Raw genomic sequence first — 23,205 nt, 5'->3', positions numbered from 1 at the left:
TCGAGCGTTTCGATGGGTATTTTATCGCGTTTTACATGAAAGGCAAGCAGCCCCTTTATGCCGGGGCGCACGATACCCAGCTTAACGATGCTGCCTTTGGGGCCTCGCAGTCGGCGTACGATGTCTTCTTGCGACATCTTCACCCCGGCGATGGTCGTGTCGTTAACGCTTACAATGCGGTCGCCAGCCATTACTCCCACCTTTTCTGACGGGCCTTTGGCCACGGGTTGTATAACGAGCAGCGTATCTTTGGCAACGTTAAATTGTACGCCGATGCCCTCGAACGAACCTTGCAACGATTCGTTCATGGCCTTTGTTTCTTTCGCGGTGGAGTAAGACGAGTGGGGGTCTAGCTTTTCGAGCATGCCCCTGATGGCATCCTCAACCAGCTTGTTTTCGTTAACGGTGTCGACATACAAGTTCTTGATTGCCATTTCGGCAATCTGCATCTTTTGCTGCGGATTGTCTTTTCCGATGGTTGTCCGCAACTGTGCTTGTGCAGCTAGTGTGGCGAAACAAGCTGCAAGAATTAAGAATTTCTTCATATCTGTACATATTTACTTTGGTTGGGTTGGGAGGGGTGGTAACAACAGTGGTACAAGTCGGGCTGGTTGTATGTGCCGCGACAGGTTAAAAACATTTCTAACTGATTTTATAAAGGCATGTTCTAAAACTTCCACGCTTATTTTTTTCTCCTTTTTAGGTTTGCTCTTCACTGTCTTTCTGTCTTTATCTGGCATCTTAGCCTTACTCTTTCAGCGGCATAGTGCACTATGCTCCCATCAAGGATTAAGCCAAGTTTGCATGGATAAAGCCTGAAAGCGCAGTGCAGGTAACTTTCAGAACACCTGCCTAGACCAATCAATAAAGCCTTTTCATCATCCTCTCCAATACCCCTAATTCTCTCGTTCAATCTTTTTCGTTCTCTCTTTCACTCTTTTCTCTCTCTATTCTCTTTGTTCTCTTAGGTGCTTTCTTCTCCTTTCTTTAACGTGTTAATAAATTATTCTTCGGCGGTTTCTTCTTCTGTCGGGCCGTCGGTTTCCACCACCAAGTTGTCTATAATGAAGTTTTGTCGCTCCATTGTGTTCTTGCCCATGTAATATTCCAATAGCTTATGCACTTGGTCGTTCTTGTGCAAGGTAACCTGTTCCAGTCGCATTTCGGGGCCGATGAAGTGCGTAAATTCTTCGGGCGAAATCTCGCCCAATCCTTTAAAGCGCGTAATTTCGGGGTCGGGACCCAGCTCGGCGATGGCTTTCTGCCGTTCGTCTTCGTTGTAGCAATAGCGCGTGATGAAGTCGTTTTTGCGTTCGCCCTTCATCAGTCGTGCATCGGCAGCGGCAATCACCTTCTTGCTCTTAATCTTTGTTCGGCGGTTTCGAACGCGGAACAAGGGCGTTTGCAGCACGTAGACATGGCCTTTCTTCACCAGTTCGGGGAAGAACTGCAAGAAGAAAGTGATGATTAGCAGGCGAATGTGCATGCCGTCTACATCGGCATCGGTGGCCACGATAACCTTATTGTATCGCAATGTGTCGAGCCCTTCTTCGATATCTAGTGCCGCTTGCAGCAGGTTGAACTCTTCGTTTTCGTACACCACCTTCTTAGTAAGCCCGTAAGAGTTGAGTGGCTTGCCGCGGAGCGAGAACACGGCCTGCGTGTTTACGTCGCGACTTTTAGTGATGCTGCCGCTTGCCGAGTCGCCTTCGGTGATAAAGATGGAACTCTCTTCTTTGCGATCGTTCTTTGCATCGCTGAAATGTATGCGGCAATCGCGCAGCTTTCTGTTGTGCAGGTTGGCCTTCTTTGCCCTTTCGCGTGCAATCTTGGTTACGCCTGCCATCGCCTTTCGCTCTCTTTCGCTCTCGTCAATCTTGCGTTTAATCTCTTCGGCCACGTCGGCATGGATGTGCAAATAGTTGTCTACCTCGCGCTTAATGAAGTCGCCCACGTACTTGTTAACGCTTTCTCCGCCAGGACTCATCGTCAGCGAACCCAGTTTAATCTTCGTTTGACTTTCGAACATGGGCTCTTGTACGTTGATGGCAATGGCAGCCACCAATCCGTTACGTATGTCTACGTACTCGTAGTTCTTCGAGAAAAAGTCCTTAATGGTTTTGGCGATGTGTTCTTTAAATGCGCTTTGGTGCGTGCCGCCCTGCGTGGTATGCTGTCCGTTTACAAAGGAGTAATACTCCTCGCCGTATTGGTTGGCGTGGGTAAAGGCAATCTCGATGTCCTCGCCCTGTATGTGAATGATGGGGTAAAGGCCGTCGTTGGTCATGCGGTCGTTCAGCAAGTCGGCCAAACCATTGCGGCTAATGATGCGCCGCCCGTTGTACATGATGGTCAGACCGGCGTTAAGGTAGGTGTAGTTGCGGAGCATTGTTTCCACGAACTCGCCTTTGAAACGATAGTTGAGGAATAAAGTGTTGTCGGGTTCGAAGAAGATGAACGTGCCATTTTCTTCGTTGGTGTCCTCCGTGTTGTCGCTAATCAATTCGCCCCTTTCGAACACCACGGTGCGCACCTTTCCTTCTCTGTACGATCTAGCCTCGAAACGTGCGCTCAATGCGTTGACGGCTTTGAGGCCAACACCATTTAATCCCACGCTCTTTTGAAACGCCTTCGAGTCGTATTTGCCGCCCGTGTTGAGCATGCTCACGGCCTCTACCAGCTTTCCTTGCGGAATGCCGCGGCCGTAGTCGCGCACGGATACGCGCAGGTCGTCTTCCAAATCCACCTCGATACGCTTGCCGGCCTGCATCTTAAACTCGTCGATAGAGTTGTCAATCACCTCTTTCAGCAGTACGTAAATGCCGTCTTCGGCTTGTGTTCCGTCGCCAAGTCGGCCGATGTACATACCAGGGCGCGTGCGAACGTGCTCCATGTCCGACAGGTGCCTGATGTTATCGTCGGTGTATGCCGTCTGGTTGTTGGGTTGTTGGGTGGATGTGGGCGTGTTGTTTGCGTTCGAACCTGCCGCGTTGGCTGGCTCAAATGTCATCTCTTGTTGATTATTAGGTGTCTTTTTCTTATTCATCTTCTTTTGTGGTGTCTACTAATTGGCTCATTTATATGGTGCGCCCCCGCATTAGAACGTCTTGATGTAGCACTTCCTACGTTTGTGAATGCTAGCATCCAGCCATTCCCATTGGCTTTGCACTTTCGAGTTGGTTTCCATCTCCACCTGTGTTTCTCCCCATTCAAATCCGTACTTCTGGTAGCGCGGAATAAGGTCGGCGAAGAGCAACGAGTTGACGCCTTTCATGCGATATTCGGGTAAAACACCGATGAGCAGCAGGTCTACCACCTTTGTTTTGTGGTATTTGATGGCCCTTAGCACGTGCCACCAACCAAAGGGCGTTAGTCTTCCGCGACGACATTTTTGCAAGGCGCGCGTTAGCGAGGGGATGGAAATGCCCAGTCCTACGAGCTTATTGTCGGCCGCCTCGTCTTCAACAAGGGTGATGAGGTCTAGGTCGGCCATAGGGAAGTACAGCTTTACGTACTGGTCCATCTGCTTTTCGGTAAGTTCCGAGTAGCCGTATAGATGCCCGTAGGTTTTGTTTACTAGGTCGAAGATGCGTTTACCATATCCTCCTTTGAATACATCGTCGCGTGTAAGCTTCTTTATTTTAAGACTATAACGCTTTTGTATCATGTCGGCAATCTTGGCGAACTTCTCAGGAACTTCGTTAGGCACCATCAGCTTGTACTCCACATAGTGATTGTCCACCTCAAACCCTTCGATGCTTTCCATCAGTTGGGGGTAGTACTCATAATTATATATCGTGGGCATGGTGCCTAGTTGGTCGAACCCCGTTGTGAGCATACCTTCTGGGTCCATATCGGTAAAGCCCAACGGACCCACGATAGAGCGCATGCCCTTAGAGCGCCCATACTCTTCTACGGCATGAAGTAATGCCTCTAACACTTCTCGGTCGTTGATGAAGTCTATCCATCCGAAGCGCACGCTTTTACGGTCCCACTTCTTGTTGGCGCTGTGGTTAATGATGGCGGCAACGCGCCCCACCAGCTTTCCCTCTTTGTAAGCGAGGAAGTATTCGGCCTCGCAGAAGTCGAACGCCGCGTTTTTGTCTTTGCTCAACGTGTTCATCTCGTCGCTGAACAGGTTTGGCGCGTCATACTCGTTACCCTCGTATAGGTCGTAATGTAGGTCGATGAACGCCTTTAAGTCGCTTTTGGTGCAGACTTTCTTTATTATCACTGCAGACATGTGCTATGTATATTATTTGCTGTTTTTGTTCTTTTTGCCTTTTCTCAAACGCCTCAGCGGCATGGCTTGGGGGCTTATTTGCGCGTGGGCAAGGTTAGAAAAAGGGCGGTTTAAGCCGAACGTATTCGTGCTTTAACTTGCAAATGTACAATAAAATGCGCAGACTTCAAAGAAGTTTTTGTAAAATGCTCCTTTTATCTCACATCTTTTTTGTTACTTTGCGGTAAGATATGACAAGTATGGAATAAAAGAACAACAGATGTTTGATGGCGTATGGAAGGGGAACAAGGCTATTTATCGCGGTGTTAAAAATGCGTAACGCACCGCAGTTTTGGTTGCAATAGCTTTTGTACTCGGAATAAAACGCCTACTTTTGACCAACGTTTGACAGTAATCTTATAACAAATTTAATACACAAATGGTATGCAAAAAACTCTCTTGCTTTTGTTTTTTCTTGTGTTATGGACTAGCCTTAATGCACAGATAAACATTACAGGCCTAGTTCAAGATGAGGTTGGTAATCCCTTGGAAGGTGCCGTTGTGAGTCTCGTCTCGGATAGAACAAAAGAAAAACAAAATGCAATCAGTGATGCAAATGGTCGTTTTGGTTTAGCCGTTAACAAGGATAAACACTTCGACAACCTCTTAGTAACTTATCTTGGCTATGCCGATTATCATGTAAGATTGGAGAATGTAGTCCATGATTTATATTTGGGTGAGATAACCATGCTGCCTGTTGAACGCACGGTGCAAGAAGTAGAGGTGGTGGGGCAACGTGAAATACAAAAGATAGATCGTAAGATTATCATCCCTTCCAAGTTCCAATTGAAAGCTGCTACCAATGGATTTGGACTATTGCGAAACATGCAATTGTCTGGAATTAGGCTCAACACCATCGATAATACCATACGCACATCTACGGGCGAGCCCGTTCAATTGCGCATCAATGGCGTGAAAACAACTATTGCAGAGATAAAGGCCATTCGCCCACACGATGTTCTAAGGGTGGAATATTACGATATGCCTGGGGCACGCTATGCAGGTGCGGCAGCCGTTATCGACATTATCGTGAGATATAAGGAAAGGGGAGGCAATGTTAGTGGCGACTTAACCAATGGCGTTTCGATGCTGGGCTTTGGCGAATATCAGCTGTCTGCCAACTATCATGAAGGCAAATCGGAACTGAAAGCCGTGGCATGGTGGAACAGACGTGACCTGAAATGGATAAGGGAGAATACCGAAACATACCACTATAACGACCGAACTTTAACCAACAGAGAGATAGGCGACCCCACAAAAGCTAAGTTCAATAACTTTGATTTCTCTCTGTGGTATAGCTACGCGGTTAACAAAAGCGTGTTCAGTGTTATATTCCGAGACAGGTATAACCACGTGCCGAACTCCACTACCGATAGGATTAGCACTTTATATACGGAGAACAAAACCTATCGCATCAACGACTTTATGCGCACGCACGACAATTCGCCCTCGCTAGACCTGTACTTTCATACCATGCTACCTCACCAACAGACTATCTATTTCGACCTCGTTGGCACTTATATCGGCAGTGGAAGTAATCGTAAATACACCTTGTTTGAGACGGGACACAATGATCAAGACTTTGTTTCCGAAACAACGGGGCGTAAGTATTCGCTCATCGCCGAAGGTATATACGAAAAGATGTTCAACCGCAGCAAGCTTTCTTTCGGTGTTAAGCATACGCAGACGTACACCAAAAACAGTTATAGTGGGACAATAGAGAACCTAGTTAAGCTGAACACATCGGAGACTTACCTTTATACCGAGTGGCTTTCTAAACTGGGGAAACTAACTTATACCTTGGGATTGGGGGTAATGCGGATATACAATAGTCAGGCAAACAACAACCTTAGCTCGCTAATCTTTCGGCCTAGGTTATCGCTTGCTTACAATGTGACAAACAGCTTCGCGATAAAATACACAGGATATGTGTCGGGTTATGCACCTTCGCTCTCTAACATGAGCGACGTTTCTCAAGACATTGACATTTATCAGCTAAGACGTGGAAACCCAAATCTAAAAGCAGTTACTTTCGTATCGAACAGTCTTTCTGTAGATTGGGCGACGAAATGGCTGAATGTTGGCCTGTACGGAAGGTACAGCTACGATCACAAACCCATTATGGAAGAAACGCTATTGGAGAACCAACGCTTTGTGCGAACGATGAACAATCAACGCGGTTTCCACCGTATTAACACCCGCATTGATTTTAAACTCCACCCATTTGGCGATTGGCTTTCCCTTCAAGTAACACCATTCTTCAACCGATTCATTAGCAATGGCAACCACTACACCCACACTCACGCCAACTGGGGAATGCGCGGGCAGCTGCTAGCCATGTATAAGCAGTGGCTTTTGGCTGCCGAAATGGAGACGAGCCAGCATAGCTTGTGGGGCGAAACGCTAGACAAAGAAGAGGCTAGCCATAATATAGCTCTTGGATATAACAAGGACAAATGGGCGGTACAGTTAGTGGTGGCGAACCCATTCACCACTCTTTATACCAACGAAGTGGAGAACCTGTCGCGTATTGCGCCTGCAAATAAACTGGCGTATTCCAGAAATCTGCGGCGCATATTGATGATAAATGTGTCGTTCAATCTCGACTTTGGAAAGGCCAAGGCCGCAGGGAACAAGCGCATAACCAACACTGATGAGAATACGGGCGTGCTGCATGGCAGATAATGCCCTTTAATTTAGATAAGCCATAAACAACAGCCGAATATGGGAAAAGGAAAGAAAGGAGGCAAACGCCTCACCAAAAAGCAGGTGGCCGAAAGGCTACAACAGTTTTTCGAGCAACATCCGGGGAAGACTTTCAGCTTTAAAGAAATCTTCAAGAACCTGAAACTCGACACGCATCCGCTCAAGATGCTGGCCATCGACGTGATGGAAGAGATGGCTTGGGACGACTTCTTAACCAAAGTGACCGACAGTTCGTATCGACTGAATCAGGCCGGACAGGTGCTCGAAGGCCGTTTCGTACGCAAAACCAACGGCAAAAACTCGTTCGTACCCGACGATGGCTCATTGCCCATCTTCGTAAGTGAGCGAAACTCCATGTCGGCACTTAACGGAGACCGCGTTCGCGTGCAGCTGATGGCGCGCCGCAAACGACATATCAAGGAGGCGTTGGTTATCGAAATACTGAAACGTGCCAAAGACCAAGTGGTGGGAAAACTGCGGGTTGAACGCGATATGGCGTTCCTCGTAACCCCCGAAAACCTATATGTACACGACATCTTCGTGCCTAAACGTAAGCTTAAAGGCGGCAAAACGGGTGATAAGGCCGTGGTGAAAATAACCCAATGGCCCGATGCCGAACACAAGAATATCATGGGAGAAGTTATTGATGTGCTTGGTCCTACGGGCGAAAACGATGTCGAGATGCACGCCATCTTGGCCCAATACGGCTTGCCCTACACTTATCCCAAGGCGGCAGAAGAGGCTGCCGAACGCATTTCGGCCGAGATAACGCAGAAGGATTACGACGAACGCGAAGACTTCCGCAACGTGTTTACCTGCACCATCGACCCGCGAGATGCCAAGGATTTCGACGATGCACTGTCTATTCGCATGCTCGATAAGGGCCTTTGGCAGGTGGGCGTGCACATAGCCGACGTGAGTCATTACGTTACCGAGGGCAGCATCATCGACAAAGAGGCCATGAAACGCGCCACAAGCGTGTATCTTGTAGACCGCACCATACCCATGTTGCCCGAACGGCTGTGTAACTTTATCTGCTCACTTCGCCCCGATGAAGAGAAGTTGGCTTATAGTGTTATCTTTAATATGGACGAAAACGCCGACGTAAAGGCTTATCGTATCGTGCACACCGTGATAAAAAGCGATAGGCGATATGCTTACGAAGAGGTGCAACAACTATTGGAAGACAACGGTGTTGTTGACGGAACGGGCGAACCTGCGCCGCCAGCACCGAAGGGAGGATATAAAGGCGAGAACGCCGACAGCTTGATAATGCTGGACAAACTGGCCAAGAAACTACGCGAAAAACGATTTAAGAACGGGGCTGTAAAGTTCGACCGCGAAGAACTTCACTTTGATGTAGACGAGCAAGGCAAGCCCATTCGCGCCTATTTCAAGCGTTCGAAGGATGCCAATAAGCTGATAGAAGAGTTTATGCTTTTGGCTAACAAGACCGTGGCCGAGAGTGTTGGCAAGCCCAAAGGCGGCCGAACGCCCAAGACTTTGCCTTATCGCGTGCACGATAATCCCGACCCGCAGAAGCTCGAAACCTTGCGCGAGTTCATCATGAAGTTTGGTTATAAGCTGAAAACAACAAGCACTAAGGGCGAAACCTCGCGCTCGTTGAATAAGCTAATGGACGAGGTGGCGGGCAAACGCGAGCAAAACCTCATCGAAACCATCGCCCTCCGCGCCATGATGAAGGCCAAATACAGCATCCATAACATAGGTCACTTCGGCTTGGCCTTCGATTATTACACGCATTTCACCAGTCCTATACGCCGTTATCCCGACACGATGGTGCATCGTTTGCTTACGCGTTATGCCGCAGGAGGCCGCAGTGCGAACAAGGAACACTATGAAGAACTGTGCGAGCATTCGTCGGAGATGGAGCAGGTTGCACAGAATGCGGAGCGCGATTCCATTAAGTATAAGATGGTAGAGTTTATGGCCGACAAGCTGGGCGAAGAGTATGATGCACACATCAGCGGCATTGCCAGCTATGGTATCTATTGCGAGATAGACGAAAACCACTGCGAAGGCATGGTGCCCATGCGCGATTTGGACGACGATTACTACGACTTCGACGAACGAAACTATTGTCTTGTGGGCAGGCGACGCCACCGCAAGTATCAGCTTGGCGACCCTATTCGCATACAAGTGGCTCGTGTGGACCAAGAGAAACGTCAGCTAGACTTCACTGTGGTTGATAAATAAAACCTCACCCCCTGTCCCTTTTCCCTTTGGAAAGGAGGCAGGGGTGTGCTTTATTCATCATCTTTTCACGGCGTTATCCATCTTTCCCCCTTTTCACTCTTGCACCTTTAAAAGGCTTTATCCATCCTTTCACCTTTCCACCTTTCCACCTTTTCACCCTTTCACCTTTTCACGGCGTTATCCATCTTTTCACCTTTTCACCCTTTCACCTTTCCACGGCGTTAGCCATCCTTTCACCTTTTCACCTTTCACCTTTTCACCTTTCCACCTTTTCACCTTTAAAAGGCTTTAGCCATCCTTTCACCTTTCCACCTTTTCACCTTTTCACCTTTAAAAGGCGTTAGCCATCCTTTCACCTTTCCACCTTTCCACCTTTTCCCCTTTCCACTCTTTCCCCTTTTCAATTTTTCACCTTTTCACCCTTACTTACTCCCAAAGTTTTCATACCTTTGCATGAAAAAGATGAGAATTACCACCGTGATACTCGACTTTGACGGCACGCTAGGCGACTCGCGCCGCATCATTGTCGACACACTGAGAGAAACCCTGCGGCTACATGGCTTGCCACAAAATAGCGAAGACCAATGCGCGGCCACCATCGGGCTACCCCTTAAAGAGGCTTTCGTGCGTTTGGCAAACGTAGACGATGCAACGGCCACAGCCTGTGTAACAACCTATCGCAGCATTTTCGACATCAACAATGTTACGGGTGCAGTAAAGCCCTTTGCCAACGTGGTGCAAACCATTAAGCGCATGCACGATGCAGGCCTAACGCTCACCATAGCCAGCAGTCGTGGGCGCGACTCGCTACCCAACCTCGTGCGGAGCATCGGCATAGGCCCATACATCAGCTATATTGTGAGTGCCGACGATGTTACGAATGCCAAACCTCATCCCGAACCAGTGCTCCTTACCCTCGAACACTTTGGCGTAAAGCCCGAAGAAACGCTCGTTGTGGGCGATATGGCATTCGATATCGAGATGGGGCGTCGCGCCAACACCCTTACTTGTGGCGTAACCTATGGCAATGGCACGCCTGCCGAGTTGGAAGAGGCTGGTGCTAATTGGGTGATAGACGACTTTGCCGAGCTGCTCAACATCATTTAATCCCCTTAACCCCACTCGCGCAACACCCACCGCACTTCGAAATAAAAACCCATAAAAAACGATACTTATGCAACCAATCATCAACCACCTTACCGACAACGATGCCTACACTTTCAGTTGCCAGTACTACATCTTGCAAACCTATCCGCGTGCCGAAGTAGAATACACCTTCTTCGATCGCAACCACACCGTGTACCCCGAGGGCTTTGCCGAGAAGGTGAAAGAGCAGATTAACATGATGCAGAACGTGCGAATAACCGAAGAGGAGATAGCCTTTATGCAGCATCGCATGTATTATCTGCCCCAATGGTACTTCACTTTCTTGCGCGGTTACAAGTTCAATCCGGCCGAAGTGCATATCGAACAAGCCCCAGATGGGCAACTCGCCATATCCATTCGCGGCAAATGGTATTCCACCATCATGTGGGAAATGCCCGTATTGTCCATCGTTTCCGAGTTGATGCACCAGCATCGCGGAGACTTAGAACGCTATGATGCCGCCGTAGAGTACGAACGTGCTGCCGACAAAGCTAGGCAGATATTACGCGGAGGGTTGATTTTGGGCGACATGGGTACGCGCCGCCGACTGTCGTTTGTGCATCACGACAACGTGATACGTGCCATGAAAGCCACCGCCGATGCAGGCGGCGAGCAAGTAGACGGTGTTTTCGTGCCGTGGAAAGGTCGCATCGTGGGTACAAGCAACGTGTATCTGGCCATGAAATATGGGTTGGTGCCTATGGGAACGATGAGCCATCAGATTATAGAATTTGAAGAAAACGTCAGCGGCATCTTCGAATGCAACTTCAATGTGATGCGTAAGTTCAGCGATGTTTACGATGGCGACAACGGCATTTACCTCTACGACTGTTTTGGCGACAAGGTTTTCTTCAACAATCTATCAAAGCGCATGGCCTTGATGTTCGTTGGCTTGCGTGTAGACAGCGGCGTGGAAGAAGAGCAAACCGAAAAAATCATCGAAAAATACAAGCAGCTGGGCATCAATCCGGCCACCAAGCAGGTGATATATAGCAATGGCTTGAACATCGAACGCGCCTTAGAGATACACCGCTTTGTAGACGGACGTGTGCAAGACAGCTACGGCATGGGCACCTTCCTTACTTGCGACGTGCTGGGATGCAAGCCCATGAACATCGTGGTGAAACTCACTAAGTGCCGCATTACTGAGAAACGCGAATGGCACGACTGCGTAAAACTATCGTGCGACAAAGGTAAAACGCTGGGTAATCCTGAGAAATGCGCCTATCTGTTGAAGCAGATAGGGTAGGGCGAAGGATGTAAATAACAAAAGAAAAGCGAACGGAGGCCACTCGTTATGTTAGTACAAGGTCTTCGCTCGCTTACTTACGCCAAATTGTGAGTAGACGAAACTGCTATTGTTCGAGGAGGTGCGAGCATAGGTTGGAGGGCATGTTGAAACGATTTAAGTGTAGTTTGCATAATTTGTTTTCTGCCTTCTTAGGCGCATTTCGCCCTCTTTCTTTTTGCTTTCTACAAAATAAAGCATATATTTGCAGCATCTAGCAATAACCATTTTATGGTAGGGACAATCGTTCTGCCCCAATTGATTAACTCAAAACGGCATGTTGAGGATTTTTACCACGTACGCATCTCGTTGCCGTTTATAAAACCGAAGACGATGAAACAATTGAAAAGCAGTTTGTGGTTGATGGCAGTGCTTGTGCTGTTGGCTGCTTGTAGTGCCGATGAGGAGAAAGAAATGTACAGGCCAATGACGGCATCTGCCGTCAACAGCACCGTGTATGTTGAAGTGCAAGATGGCGAGAAGGCCGTTTCGCCAAGAACCTTGCTGTACGAGTGCAAGTTCTCGGTGTTTGGAAAAGCCAGTAAACGCACCTTAAACGTAGATGCCTACAAGCTAGATGACGTTGACGTGTTTCGCTTTTTTGCCGACTTGCCCGACTTGTCTGTAATGAAATTCTGGGACACGGCCGAGGGAAAACGTGGCGAAGGCTATGCAGATGTGGTGATAACGATAGATCGCGTTAAGCTGCCGATGCGTTTTCATTATGCGTATGCGGCTGTGCCCAATGCCGAAAAAATGTATGGAGGAACGAGTATTGTTATAAAATCGGTGGAGTATCAGGGTAAAACAATAGACCCTTACCTGCATAATAAGCATTTCAAAATTGTTTTGCGCAAGCAAGAGCAAGGCTATTCGGTGGAGTAAAGTGGTGTGCATACATCCTTTTGGCTAAGCCGATGGCGTTAACATTCAATCCAAAGTGCTTGTATTTAGCAGCAAGGAGTAACATTGAAGGCTGGCAAACCCATGCCTCCATCAACTTACGAACTCACAAATTTGAATATTGACAACATACGATGAAACATTTGCGAATACGCTTGCTCGCAGCGTTGGCTGCCCTATTCGTTGTGGCTTGTGGCTCGAACAACGATGCAGACGATTCTGCCTTTGTGGTGGAAAACAAAGTCTACGTGCAGGTACAAGATGAAAATGGGCAGCCCATAGACCCCGACGAGCTATTGAAAGATAATAAGTTTTCTGTTGTTGGGCAGAATGGCGGTAAAGCCTTAGACGTGCGAACAGAAGTGATGGAAGGCGATAAGCTACTCGTTTTCTCGCCCGAAGTTCCGTTGAAAGAGATTCCCCCATCTTATGCTGCCAAAGGCGCAACACGCTCTGATGGCCGACGAAACGGCATTACCGACGAGTACATTGCCAAATTGAAAAAGCGATTCACAACGGGCATCGGATATTCCAGAGTTGAAATGTCGATAGATGGGGTACAGATACCGCTAATCTTTTATTACGGCTTTTACATCGATTCCTCTAAATTTCTATCTTCAGGTTCGCTGTCGGATACTGGTGTCGAACTCCTAAGCGTTTATAGTGGGAACAATGGCACAATCCCCCACATGTCGTTTTCCTATTTTAGGCTTGAATTAAGGAAAAAAGGGCAGGGCTACACGTTTGTCGATCCCTATAATACTAGCTCTGATCTCTAGTCTAACCCCAATCGTTCGTTAATCCGCTTACCAGTTATTTTTAGGTTGTTGGCATCGCTCCCTGTTCGCCTTTCGTTTGCTCGTCGGCATCTTGCCCGTCTTATTCTCTTGTCGTAGTCCGCTACGCCTTCAAGAGTATGACAGACAATAGGCTCAACAACCCAACAAGCCTGCACTGGCTCTAACGGCCGATTCGGGTTAATTGCCATACAATAAACGTATTAAAGGCGCACCCCGCGGTGCGCCTTTAATGTTGAAATAGTCTTGAATTTTAGTTTTCCCATAACTGTAAGAGAGGCTTATCATCTTTGGTACATACGCGAGAAAACAGATAAACACACCCCATCATGCACAAAGTACTAAGACGACGATGCGATTAAATTCAAAATTCAGCATCATTTGTATGTGGCAAAACGTGCTAATGCCTTGAAAAGTGCCGCAAACATACTAACTCACAACCTCACCAACTCACTAACTTACACGCTTATAAACTCACAAAATAATAGTGAGATTACCAACCTTTTAGGGCACTTTCTTATCCCGAACTGGCGTATAATGGTAAGCGTTCTGGTGCCTACACCATATTATTAACCTCTTTCCACATGTTTCTTCACGTGTTTTTAGACATGCCCAACAGACTAACAGGGCAATCGATAGAACGAGGTGGAAAGGTAGCAAGTTACATTCTTAGTTATACCAAACTGGCCTTTGCAAGCATCTGCAACATAAACAAAATGTTTGCTTTCAGCGTGGCAAAAAGCAACCAAGAAAAACAACAAAAACTTTTTCGTGTTTTGCAAAAAATAGACTACCTTTGCTTTCGGATAAGCTGTTTCTTATCCACAACACCATAAATTACAGACCAATAAATAATGAATTGTATTATGACTTACAAAGGATTAACCACGAAAAAGTTTTTACAGGCGCATGCGAAGCTGGTGCTGAAAGGAGCTGTTGTATTGTGCTGCGCCATTTTTAGCGCATGTTCAACGTCCGTGATCGAATTTGAAAAAAAGGATTTGGCAATTACAAATCTTGACGGCAAGACCATTCCCATAACAGTTGAGCTTGCCCGCTCACGCCGAGAGATGACAAAAGGCTTTATGGGGCGCACAAATATTCCCGATGGAACGGGCATGCTTTTTGTGTTTAAAAAAGACCAAAAGCTCACCTTCTGGATGAAAGACACGCCTACGCCCCTTTCAATCGCGTTCATCAGTGCAAGTGGCGAAATCTGCGAAACACGCGATATGGTGCCCTTCAGTAAGGCAAGTGTAGAGTCGTCGCAATCTGTGCGCTATGCGCTCGAAGTGCCGCAAGGCTGGTTCAAGAAGAACAACATTGGGCCGGGATGTGCTATAAAGCTGCCATAACCGATACTGACGACACCTGCCGCACAAACGCAGCAGGCCAATTTACCTGCGGTAAGCTAACAACCCAGGAGGGATTGGCGTAGTAATGGCAATTGAAATATAGGTGGTGTTTTGAGCCACAGCCATCTTATCCCGAATTGGCGTAAGCTTAAAATATTTTTACAAAACACCCCCTGCTCGCACACCCTTCTAGCGCAAAAACAGCCTTCAAAACAGGCAAATGGCTGCAAATTTGGGTTTGGCGCGTTCCTTTTTTAGTCCAATTTTGAGCATGCCACCTGCATTTTGCACCACTTTACCTTTCTAGTTTGCTGCCGACTCTTGTTTTTGCAAGCCCCAAATTGCTGCTTTTTGCCCCTAAAAACCCACTTTTTAGGGTACATTTTGCCCTTTTGAGCCATGTATTTAATGGTTCTATAAGGTTGTTTTTATACCATTGCGGCGGATATTTATGCTTTTCGCCTTGCATTTAGCGGCATATTGAACTGCGTTTTGCACCATTTTACCTCGCGTTTAGCGGCAAAACGCATTGCATTTAGCGGCATATTGCAGTGCATTTAGCAGCAAAACGCACTCCATTTTGCACCAAAACGCAGTGCATTTAGCAGCAAATAGCCCAAAAGTTGGTGCAAATGGTGGTTCGTTTAAATAAAAATTCATTTTGCCGCACCCACAGACTAACCCTATTTTGCATCGAAACCAACCTTCGCGAGAATCGATTTTTTGCGGCAAGGTGCGCGATTGGTGAACAAAAAGGCACTCATAATGTTAAATTTTATACCGAAAAGCGGACAAAAGTTGGAGGGGGTTAGTGAGTTTGTTGGTCAGTAAGTTTGTGAGCTAATAGCTTTCTGAGCATGCAAAAGCTTATTCCGTGTGCTGCGTTGGCTTATCGTGTGAGGCGGTTTCTTTGTTTATGTGCAGTTTATATGCAATGCTCGTGGGGGGCTTAATGATGTTGTCGTGGGGGCAAAGCAAGATAAGGTGCTGGTTGCGCAATAGACCTTAATGCCAGGAACAAACCAACCGAGAAAGCAAAGCAGGCTGCATGGATGCCGTAGGGGGATGTTGCGCCCTCGCGCGTGCAGGCATGCGCATATATAATAAGGTGCATGTTGTGGGGGAGTGGGCTATGAATATCATGGTAAGTGGCAAACTTTAAAACGCTCTGATTTGCAAAGTTATACCTGCAAATATGGCTATCCGTTTCGCAATTGTTTGTTTGCTGCCTTACTTGTTATAAGGCATGTTCTAAAAATTCCCCGCAAAGGTTCAATTGTTGTTCCTTGTTTTGCTCTTTGCTGTCTTTTTGCTTTTATCTGGCATCTTTCGCTTACTCTTTCAGTCGCATAGTTCACTATGCTCCTTCAAGAAGTAAGCAAAACCTGCTCAGCTAAAAGCTAAAAATACAGTAAAGGTAATTTTTAGAACCTGCCATAACTGATTTTATGTAACTTCCTACCTATCAAAAATGCACCGAAACGACTTCCATATACAAAAATCGTGGATAAAAACACTGAAAACGTAAAAATATTTTGTGCGTTTCGCTATTTTTTCGTAACTTTGCAGCATTCAGTGGAATGAGGGGCTCCGACGAGAGTTCCTCATTTTCATTATCAGTAACAACAAAATATGATTGACAAAAACGTTGTAAAAGAACTTGTTGAACAATGGTTAGCCGACAAAGAGTATTTTCTTGTCGACGTTGAGACTAGTCCAGACAGCCGTATCGTGGTGGAAATAGACCATGCCGACGGCGTTTGGATTGAAGACTGCGTGGAGCTGAGCCGCTTTATCGAGGAACACTTGAACCGAGATGAAGAGGATTACGAACTGGAAGTGGGTTCGGCCGGACTGGGGCAACCCTTTAAAGTGCCACAACAATACGTGAACTTCATCGGTAAAGAGGTTGAGGTGTTGGATAAAGACGGCAAAAAATACAAGGGAATACTCAAAAGCGTGGACGGAAACGACTTCGTGGTTGCGGTGAAAGAAAAAGTGAAAGTGGAAGGGAAGAAACGCCCTGTGCTGCAAGACGTAGACCACAACTTTAAGATGGATGGTGTGAAGTACACCAAATATCTGATTCAGTTTTAACGTTTTTGAGTAGTAGGTAGTAAGGAGGTAAAGTAGTAAGTAGGAGTTAAGGAGTTATGGAGTTAAGGAGTTAAGCCAAATGCTTTGGGGCAGAGTGGAAAACTTTCTTGTAAACTCATCGACTTGTCTGATTATTCAATGCCTACAAAGCTAAGGAGTTAAGCCAAAGGGTTTGTCGCAGAACCGCAAGCATTGCTATTCATACTTCGATAAATTAGCTCTAAACCCGTCAGCCCAAAAACTTGTCAACTTAGCCCGCTAGCCAACAGACCAACTGGTCACCTCGTTAACTTGTTAACTTGTCAACTCGTTAACTTGTAAACTGACCAACTTGTCAACTGCAATTATATAAAGAGAAACTAATTGGCTCGCCCCCATGCCGCCGATACGTGGAAACACCATTCGCACGTGCAATCGGCTTGCAATGTTGGGGCAAGACCACATCAAACGATAATAAACCCTATGGTAGCAAGAAAAAAAGATGAGAATATCTTGAGCATGGTCGACACGTTCAAGGAGTTTAAAGACACCAAGAATATCGACCGAATGACCTTGGTGAGCGTTCTGGAAGAAAGCTTTCGCAACGTGCTTGCCCGTATCTTCGGTAGCGACGAGAACTTTGATGTTATCGTAAACCCAGATAAGGGCGACTTTGAAATTTACCGCAACCGAATGGTAGTGGCTGATGGAGAAGTGGAAGACGAGAACAAACAAATTGCGTTGGCCGAGGCGCAAAAGATTGAACACGACTACGAAGTGGGCGAAGAAGTTACCGAACGAGTAGACTTCGCCAAGTTTGGACGTCGCGCCATCTTAACGCTACGCCAAACGTTGGCATCGAAGATATTGGAACTTGAACACGACTCTTTATATAATAAGTATAAGGACCGTGTGGGACAGGTTATCGCTGGCGAGGTGTACCAAGTGTGGAAACGCGAGGTGCTCATCGTAGACGACGAGAACAACGAGCTGATTCTCCCCAAGTCGGAACAAATTCCTGCCGACCAATACCGCAAGGGCGAAACCATTAGGGCCGTTATCTTGCGCGTAGACAATGAGAACAACAACCCCAAAATTATACTTAGCCGCACCAGTCCCATGTTCCTTGAAAGGCTGTTGGAGGCAGAAGTGCCTGAGATTAACGACGGATTGATTTCGATTAAGCGCATCGCCCGCATGCCGGGAGAACGCGCTAAGATTGCCGTAGAAAGCTACGACGAGCGTATCGACCCCGTTGGTGCCTGCGTGGGCGTTAGGGGAAGTCGTGTACACGGCATCGTTCGCGAACTTTGCAACGAGAATATCGACGTGATAAACTACACGGCCAACACCAAACTCTTCATCCAACGCGCACTTAGTCCTGCACAAGTGAGCAGCATCAACATCGACGAAGAGACCCGCAAGGCCGAAGTGTTCTTGCGCCCCGAAGAAGTGTCGTTGGCCATTGGACGTGGCGGACTCAACATTAAGCTGGCATCCATGCTTACCGAATACACCATCGACGTGTTCCGCGAAGTGGCAGAAGGCGAGGCCGACGAGGATATCTACTTGGATGAGTTCTCAGACGAGGTAGACCAATGGGTTATCGATGCCATTAAGAGTATCGGTCTTGATACGGCTAAGGCAGTGCTTAACGCACCCCGTGAAATGCTGGTAGAGAAGGCCGACTTGGAAGAAGAAACCGTAGACAACCTGCTACGCGTGCTAAGGGCAGAGTTCGAACAAGGATAAAACCCCGTATGGGTAGATAAAAACGAGGCCAGAACCAAAAAACAATAACAAAACAACAGAATGAGCATCAGATTAGGCAAAGCAATAAGTGAATTGAACATCGGACTCCAAACGGCAGTGGAGTTCTTAGAAAAGAAAAGCGAGCTGGGAGAAGTGAAAGCCGAACCCACGTTCAAACTGAACGATGCGCAATATCAGGCCCTTGTGAAAGCGTTTCATAAGGACAAGGAGGTGCGCAACCAAGCCGACAAACTTTTCCCAAAGAAAACGAAGGAGAAGAAACGTGCGGCCGAAGATAAGGACCATCGTGCAGAAACGGTGCTGAACGCTGGAAAACAACAATACAAGCCCTTGGGTAAGATAGACCTTTCTGACCTCAACGGCAAAGGTTCGGCGAAGAAATCTGATGTTAAAGCCGTTCAAGACGATAAAGAAGAGACTAAGCCTGCTGCCGTGGGCGAGGTTTCGAGCAAGGCAGAGAGCGTTTCTGCTGAAAAACAAGAGAAGGTTGACAAGGTGGAAACGCCTAAACAAAAGGTTGAAACGGTTGAGCAAAAGCCCGAAGTGAAGGCCGAAACCATGCAAACAACCCACGTGGAGAAGGCAGAAACCAAGACCGAACAAAAGGAACAGCCTGCTAAGGATGCCAAAACCCACGCTGCACAACCTGCTGCATCGGCAAAAGAAATGGGCGAAAAGAAACAAGGACATGCCGTTAAGGCTCCCAAAGCCGATAATGAAAAGGTGGAAACGCCTGCCGAAAAGGCCGAAACGGCCGAAACGGAGAGCGGCAAGCCTGCTATCTTTACGCTGAAGAGCGAGCAAAACAATGCTCCTGGCATCAAGGTAATGGGAAAGATAGACCTTTCTACCATCAACCAAAACACTCGACCCAAGAAGAAATCGAAGGAAGAGAAACGCAAAGAACGCGAGAATAAAGGGCAACAGGGCGGCGAACGTCGCAAACGCAACCGCATAAACACCGAAAGGGTAGACATTAATGCGGCTGCTAACCAACCCAACGGCAATAAGAATAAGGGCGGAAACAACGGCGGCGGCAACAATAACAATGCCGCTGGCGGACGAAACGCCAATAAGAAAAACAAGAAACCCAACCGAAACCAGAAACCCTTAGAGGTGAACGAAGAAGACGTTGCACGCCAGGTAAAGGAAACCTTGGCACGTCTTACCAGTCGAGGCCAAAATAAGAAGGGTGCAAAGTATCGTAAGGAGAAACGAGAGGCCGCACAAGAGCGTCTGAACGAAGAGCGTGCAGAGGAGCGCAAAGAGAGTAAGACGTTGAAGTTAACGGAGTTTGTTACCGTTAGCGAGTTGGCCTCGATGATGAACGTCTCGGTTAATCAGGTTATCGGTACGCTAATGAGCGTGGGCATCATGGTTTCTATCAACCAACGCCTCGATGCCGAAACCATTAACCTTGTTGCAGAAGAGTTCGGATTTAAGACCGAGTACGTAAGTGCAGAAGTTTCTGAGGCAGTTACCGAAGAGGCTGACGATGAGGCCGACCTTGTTTCGCGTTCGCCCATCGTTACTGTAATGGGACACGTAGACCACGGTAAGACTTCGTTGCTCGACTACATCCGCAACACCAACGTTATTGCAGGCGAGGCCGGCGGAATTACCCAACATATCGGTGCTTACAACGTGAAACTAGACGATGGGCGCAACATAACGTTCTTGGATACGCCCGGTCATGAGGCCTTTACGGCCATGCGTGCCCGCGGTGCACAAGTAACCGACATCGCCATTATCATCATTGCGGCCGACGACAGCGTGATGCCTACCACCAAAGAGGCCATCGCGCATGCACAAGCGGCCAACGTACCGATGGTGTTTGCCATCAACAAGATTGACTAACCGGGCGCAAACCCCGACAAGATACGCGAAGACCTCTCGCAAATGAACCTGCTTGTAGAAGAGTGGGGCGGCGAATACCAATGCCAAGAGATTAGTGCAAAGAAAGGTATTGGCGTTAAAGAATTGTTGGAGAAGGTACTTTTGGAGGCAGAAATGCTCGATCTCAAAGCTAATCCCAACCGTAAGGGCACGGGTAGCATCATCGAAAGCTCCTTAGACAAGGGTCGCGGATATGTTTCTACGCTGCTGGTGAGCAACGGAACGCTGCATGTTGGCGACAACGTGATTGCGGGAACAAGCTGGGGACGTATCAAGGCCATGTTCAACGAGCGTAACCAACGCATAGAAAGTGCTGGTCCCGCAGAGCCCGCCATCATACTGGGTTTGAATGGTGCGCCGACTGCCGGTGATGCCTTCCACGTGTTGGAAACCGAACAAGAGGCGCGCGACATTGCCAACAAACGTCTGCAACTGCAACGCGAACAGGGCTTGCGTACGCAAAAACGTCTGACGTTGAGCGACATCTCGCACCGTATCGCATTGGGTTCGTTCAAAGAACTGAACATCATCGTCAAGGGCGATACCGATGGTTCAATCGAGGCGCTTAGCGATTCGTTCATCAAACTCTCTACCGAGAAGGTGAAGGTGAACGTTATTCACAAGGCTGTGGGACAGATTTCAGAGAACGACGTTACGCTGGCCGATGCCTCCGATGCGCTTATCGTGGGTTTCCAAGTGCGCCCATCTGCCGCCGCACGCAAGTTGGCCGACCAAGAAGGGGTGGAGATAAACACCTATTCGGTTATCTACGACGCCATCGACGACGTGCACTCGGCTATGGAGGGCATGCTCGATAAGGTGAAGAAAGAAGTAGTGACGGGCCAAGTAGAAGTACGCGAAGTTTACAAGATATCGAAAGTGGGCACCGTTGCAGGAGCAATTGTTACCGAAGGAAAGGTGCACCGCGTAGACAAAGCCCGCCTTGTTCGCGACGGCATCGTGGTTCATACGGGCGACATCAACGCCTTGAAACGCTATAAAGACGACGTGAAAGAAGTGCCTACGGGTTTCGAGTGCGGTATAAGCATCGTCAACTTCAACGATATTCAGGTGGGCGACATCATCGAAACGTTCACCGTTATCGAAGTGGAACAGAAGTTGTAGGGTGGGGCTTTGAGTGCACAAACTCACCACCTCAAAAACCAACAGTAACATTTGTTACCGCCTTGTTTTGCGGTACGGTGTTTGCTAAACCAAACGATAGGGGCGCTCCATTGGGGCTGCCCCTATTCATCGCTAATACAAATTTGTATATATGGAAGAAGTAAAGAACGAGAAAAACGCGTTTGTACGAAGTGTTGCCGAACAGAAATACGAGTTCGGTTTCACCACAGACGTGGAAACAGATATTATAGAGAAGGGCCTTAACGAAGACGTTGTGCGACTTATTTCGAGCAAAAAGAACGAGCCCGAATGGTTGCTGGCGTTTCGGTTGAAGGCCTTTAATCATTGGAAGACGTTGAAACAACCCGACTGGGCGCATGTAGACCTGCCCGAAATAGACTATCAGGGCATTTCGTATTATGCCGACCCGATGGCCAAGAAACCTGCCAACAAGGAGCTGGATCCCGAATTGGAGAAGACTTTCGATAAGCTGGGCATACCGCTTGAAGAGCGATTGGTGCTTGGAGGCGTGGCCGTAGACGCCATTATGGACTCTGTTTCGGTGAAAACGACCTTTAAAGAGAAACTGGCAGAGAAGGGCGTGATATTCTGTTCTATCGGCGAGGCCGTGCAAGAACACCCCGACTTGGTGCGCCAATACCTCGGTTCGGTGGTGCCTTACAGCGACAACTTCTTCGCTGCACTCAACAGTGCCGTGTTCTCAGATGGCTCTTTCGTCTACATTCCCAAGGGCGTGCGCTGTCCGATGGAGTTAAGTTCGTACTTCCGAATTAACGCCCGCAACACCGGGCAGTTCGAACGTACGCTCATTGTAGCCGAAGACGATGCCTATGTAAGTTATCTTGAAGGCTGCACGGCTCCCATGCGCGATGAAAACCAATTGCATGCTGCCATCGTTGAAATCATCGTTAAAGACAATGCCGAGGTGAAATACTCCACTGTTCAGAACTGGTATCCTGGCGATGAAAACGGAAAAGGCGGCGTGTTTAACCTCGTTACCAAGCGCGGCGACCTGCGCGGAGTAAACTCCAAGCTATCGTGGACGCAGGTAGAAACGGGTTCGGCCATCACTTGGAAGTACCCCTCGTGCATCTTGCGCGGCGACAATTCGCAGGCCGAGTTCTATTCTGTGGCCGTAACCAACAACTACCAGCAAGCCGACACGGGTACCAAGATGATACACATGGGCAAAAACACCAAGAGCACCATCATCTCTAAGGGTATCAGCGCAGGCCGCAGCCAAAACTCTTACCGCGGACTTGTGCGCGCAACGGCCAACGCCGACAATGCACGCAATTATAGTTCGTGCGACAGCTTGTTGCTGGGCGACAAGTGCGGCGCGCACACCTTCCCCTATATGGACATCCACAACGACACGGCTATTATCGAACACGAGGCCACGACTAGCAAGATAAGCGAGGCCCAACTGTTTTATTGCAACCAACGAGGCATACCAACCGAGCAGGCCGTGGGGCTAATCGTCAACGGCTACGCCAAGGAAGTGCTCAACAAGTTGCCCATGGAGTTTGCCGTTGAGGCACAAAAGCTGCTCAGTGTGTCGCTCGAAGGCACGGTAGGTTAGGTTTGATGGTGATGCAGGCCATACCAAAACCAGGCGAC

General features: G+C 48.0%; 14 protein-coding genes and 1 pseudogene. 11 read left to right on the top strand and 4 right to left on the bottom strand.

What is annotated here, in order from left to right:
• The 3 genes from BN93_RS07435 to BN93_RS07425 all read right to left on the bottom strand — a co-directional run.
• On the bottom strand, positions 1–545 hold a 545-nt coding region (locus BN93_RS07435; protein ID WP_044260080.1), incomplete at its 3' end, for a S41 family peptidase.
• Positions 546–1,003: 458 nt separating this feature from the next.
• A complete protein-coding gene (locus BN93_RS07430) occupies positions 1,004–3,046 on the bottom strand; it encodes a DNA topoisomerase IV subunit B (protein ID WP_019187715.1) in 2,043 nt (680 codons plus the stop codon).
• 51 nt (positions 3,047–3,097) lie between these two features.
• On the bottom strand, positions 3,098–4,243 hold the full coding sequence (locus BN93_RS07425; protein WP_019187714.1) for a hypothetical protein: 1,146 nt from the start codon (positions 4,241–4,243) through the stop codon (positions 3,098–3,100).
• Between the two features lie 423 nt (positions 4,244–4,666).
• Between BN93_RS07425 and BN93_RS07420 the strand changes: the two genes are divergently transcribed.
• The 7 genes from BN93_RS07420 (at position 4,667) to BN93_RS07385 (ending at position 14,694) form a co-directional block, all read left to right on the top strand.
• Positions 4,667–6,967, top strand: coding sequence for a carboxypeptidase regulatory-like domain-containing protein (locus BN93_RS07420; RefSeq protein ID WP_019187712.1), 2,301 nt, complete (start codon positions 4,667–4,669; stop codon positions 6,965–6,967).
• Between the two features lie 39 nt (positions 6,968–7,006).
• Positions 7,007–9,205: a ribonuclease R gene (gene rnr, locus BN93_RS07415; RefSeq protein ID WP_019187711.1), complete on the top strand. Its 2,199-nt coding sequence runs from the start codon at positions 7,007–7,009 to the stop codon at positions 9,203–9,205.
• A 462-nt stretch (positions 9,206–9,667) separates the two neighbouring features.
• Positions 9,668–10,312 carry an HAD family hydrolase gene (locus tag BN93_RS07410; RefSeq protein ID WP_044260179.1) on the top strand — a complete coding sequence of 215 codons (645 nt, stop codon included), beginning with the start codon at positions 9,668–9,670 and terminating at the stop codon, positions 10,310–10,312.
• 67 nt (positions 10,313–10,379) lie between these two features.
• The gene (gene pncB, locus BN93_RS07405) at positions 10,380–11,600 is read left to right on the top strand and encodes a nicotinate phosphoribosyltransferase (protein ID WP_019187709.1); all 1,221 of its coding nucleotides are present in this window, start codon (positions 10,380–10,382) and stop codon (positions 11,598–11,600) included.
• Between the two features lie 372 nt (positions 11,601–11,972).
• Positions 11,973–12,524, top strand: a complete 552-nt coding sequence (locus BN93_RS07400; protein WP_044260178.1) for a hypothetical protein — start codon at positions 11,973–11,975, stop codon at positions 12,522–12,524.
• A 152-nt stretch (positions 12,525–12,676) separates the two neighbouring features.
• Positions 12,677–13,321, top strand: a complete 645-nt coding sequence (locus BN93_RS07395) for a heme oxygenase-like domain-containing protein (protein WP_019187707.1) — start codon at positions 12,677–12,679, stop codon at positions 13,319–13,321.
• A gap of 1,019 nt (positions 13,322–14,340) precedes the next feature.
• Positions 14,341–14,694, top strand: coding sequence for a DUF192 domain-containing protein (locus BN93_RS07385; protein ID WP_232211134.1), 354 nt, complete (start codon positions 14,341–14,343; stop codon positions 14,692–14,694).
• 295 nt (positions 14,695–14,989) lie between these two features.
• On the opposite strand, the gene BN93_RS18585 is transcribed toward BN93_RS07385, so the two are convergent.
• Positions 14,990–15,163, bottom strand: coding sequence for a hypothetical protein (locus BN93_RS18585; protein WP_232211133.1), 174 nt, complete (start codon positions 15,161–15,163; stop codon positions 14,990–14,992).
• 1,163 nt (positions 15,164–16,326) lie between these two features.
• On the opposite strand from BN93_RS18585, the gene rimP reads away from it, so the two are divergent.
• The 4 genes and pseudogenes from rimP (at position 16,327) to sufB (ending at position 23,167) form a co-directional block, all read left to right on the top strand.
• Entirely contained in the window at positions 16,327–16,791 is a 465-nt protein-coding gene (rimP, locus tag BN93_RS07380; RefSeq protein ID WP_019187702.1) for a ribosome assembly cofactor RimP, read from the top strand.
• Positions 16,792–17,253: 462 nt separating this feature from the next.
• The gene (gene nusA, locus BN93_RS07375) at positions 17,254–18,522 is read left to right on the top strand and encodes a transcription termination factor NusA (RefSeq protein ID WP_044260176.1); all 1,269 of its coding nucleotides are present in this window, start codon (positions 17,254–17,256) and stop codon (positions 18,520–18,522) included.
• Between the two features lie 60 nt (positions 18,523–18,582).
• A pseudogene (infB, locus tag BN93_RS19140) lies at positions 18,583–21,564 on the top strand (translation initiation factor IF-2).
• Between the two features lie 151 nt (positions 21,565–21,715).
• Entirely contained in the window at positions 21,716–23,167 is a 1,452-nt protein-coding gene (gene sufB, locus BN93_RS07365) for a Fe-S cluster assembly protein SufB (protein ID WP_019187698.1), read from the top strand.
• Positions 23,168–23,205: the final 38 nt, after the last annotated feature.

Source organism: Prevotella conceptionensis 9403948, from assembly GCF_000312305.1.
Taxonomy (GTDB): domain Bacteria; phylum Bacteroidota; class Bacteroidia; order Bacteroidales; family Bacteroidaceae; genus Prevotella; species Prevotella conceptionensis.
This window is presented reverse-complemented; position numbering and strand designations above follow the sequence as displayed.

Bases quoted from the DNA above. Each gene is read 5' to 3' on its own strand.
- BN93_RS07430 (WP_019187715.1), bottom strand. From the start codon at position 3,046: ATGAATAAGAAAAAGACACCTAATAATCAACAAGAGATGACATTTGAG.
- BN93_RS07425 (WP_019187714.1), bottom strand. From the start codon at position 4,243: ATGTCTGCAGTGATAATAAAGAAAGTCTGCACCAAAAGCGACTTAAAG.
- BN93_RS07420 (WP_019187712.1), top strand. From the start codon at position 4,667: ATGCAAAAAACTCTCTTGCTTTTGTTTTTTCTTGTGTTATGGACTAGC.
- rnr (WP_019187711.1), top strand. From the start codon at position 7,007: ATGGGAAAAGGAAAGAAAGGAGGCAAACGCCTCACCAAAAAGCAGGTG.
- BN93_RS07410 (WP_044260179.1), top strand. From the start codon at position 9,668: ATGAGAATTACCACCGTGATACTCGACTTTGACGGCACGCTAGGCGAC.
- pncB (WP_019187709.1), top strand. From the start codon at position 10,380: ATGCAACCAATCATCAACCACCTTACCGACAACGATGCCTACACTTTC.
- BN93_RS07400 (WP_044260178.1), top strand. From the start codon at position 11,973: ATGAAACAATTGAAAAGCAGTTTGTGGTTGATGGCAGTGCTTGTGCTG.
- BN93_RS07395 (WP_019187707.1), top strand. From the start codon at position 12,677: ATGAAACATTTGCGAATACGCTTGCTCGCAGCGTTGGCTGCCCTATTC.
- BN93_RS18585 (WP_232211133.1), bottom strand. From the start codon at position 15,163: ATGCAAGGCGAAAAGCATAAATATCCGCCGCAATGGTATAAAAACAAC.
- rimP (WP_019187702.1), top strand. From the start codon at position 16,327: ATGATTGACAAAAACGTTGTAAAAGAACTTGTTGAACAATGGTTAGCC.
- nusA (WP_044260176.1), top strand. From the start codon at position 17,254: ATGGTAGCAAGAAAAAAAGATGAGAATATCTTGAGCATGGTCGACACG.
- sufB (WP_019187698.1), top strand. From the start codon at position 21,716: ATGGAAGAAGTAAAGAACGAGAAAAACGCGTTTGTACGAAGTGTTGCC.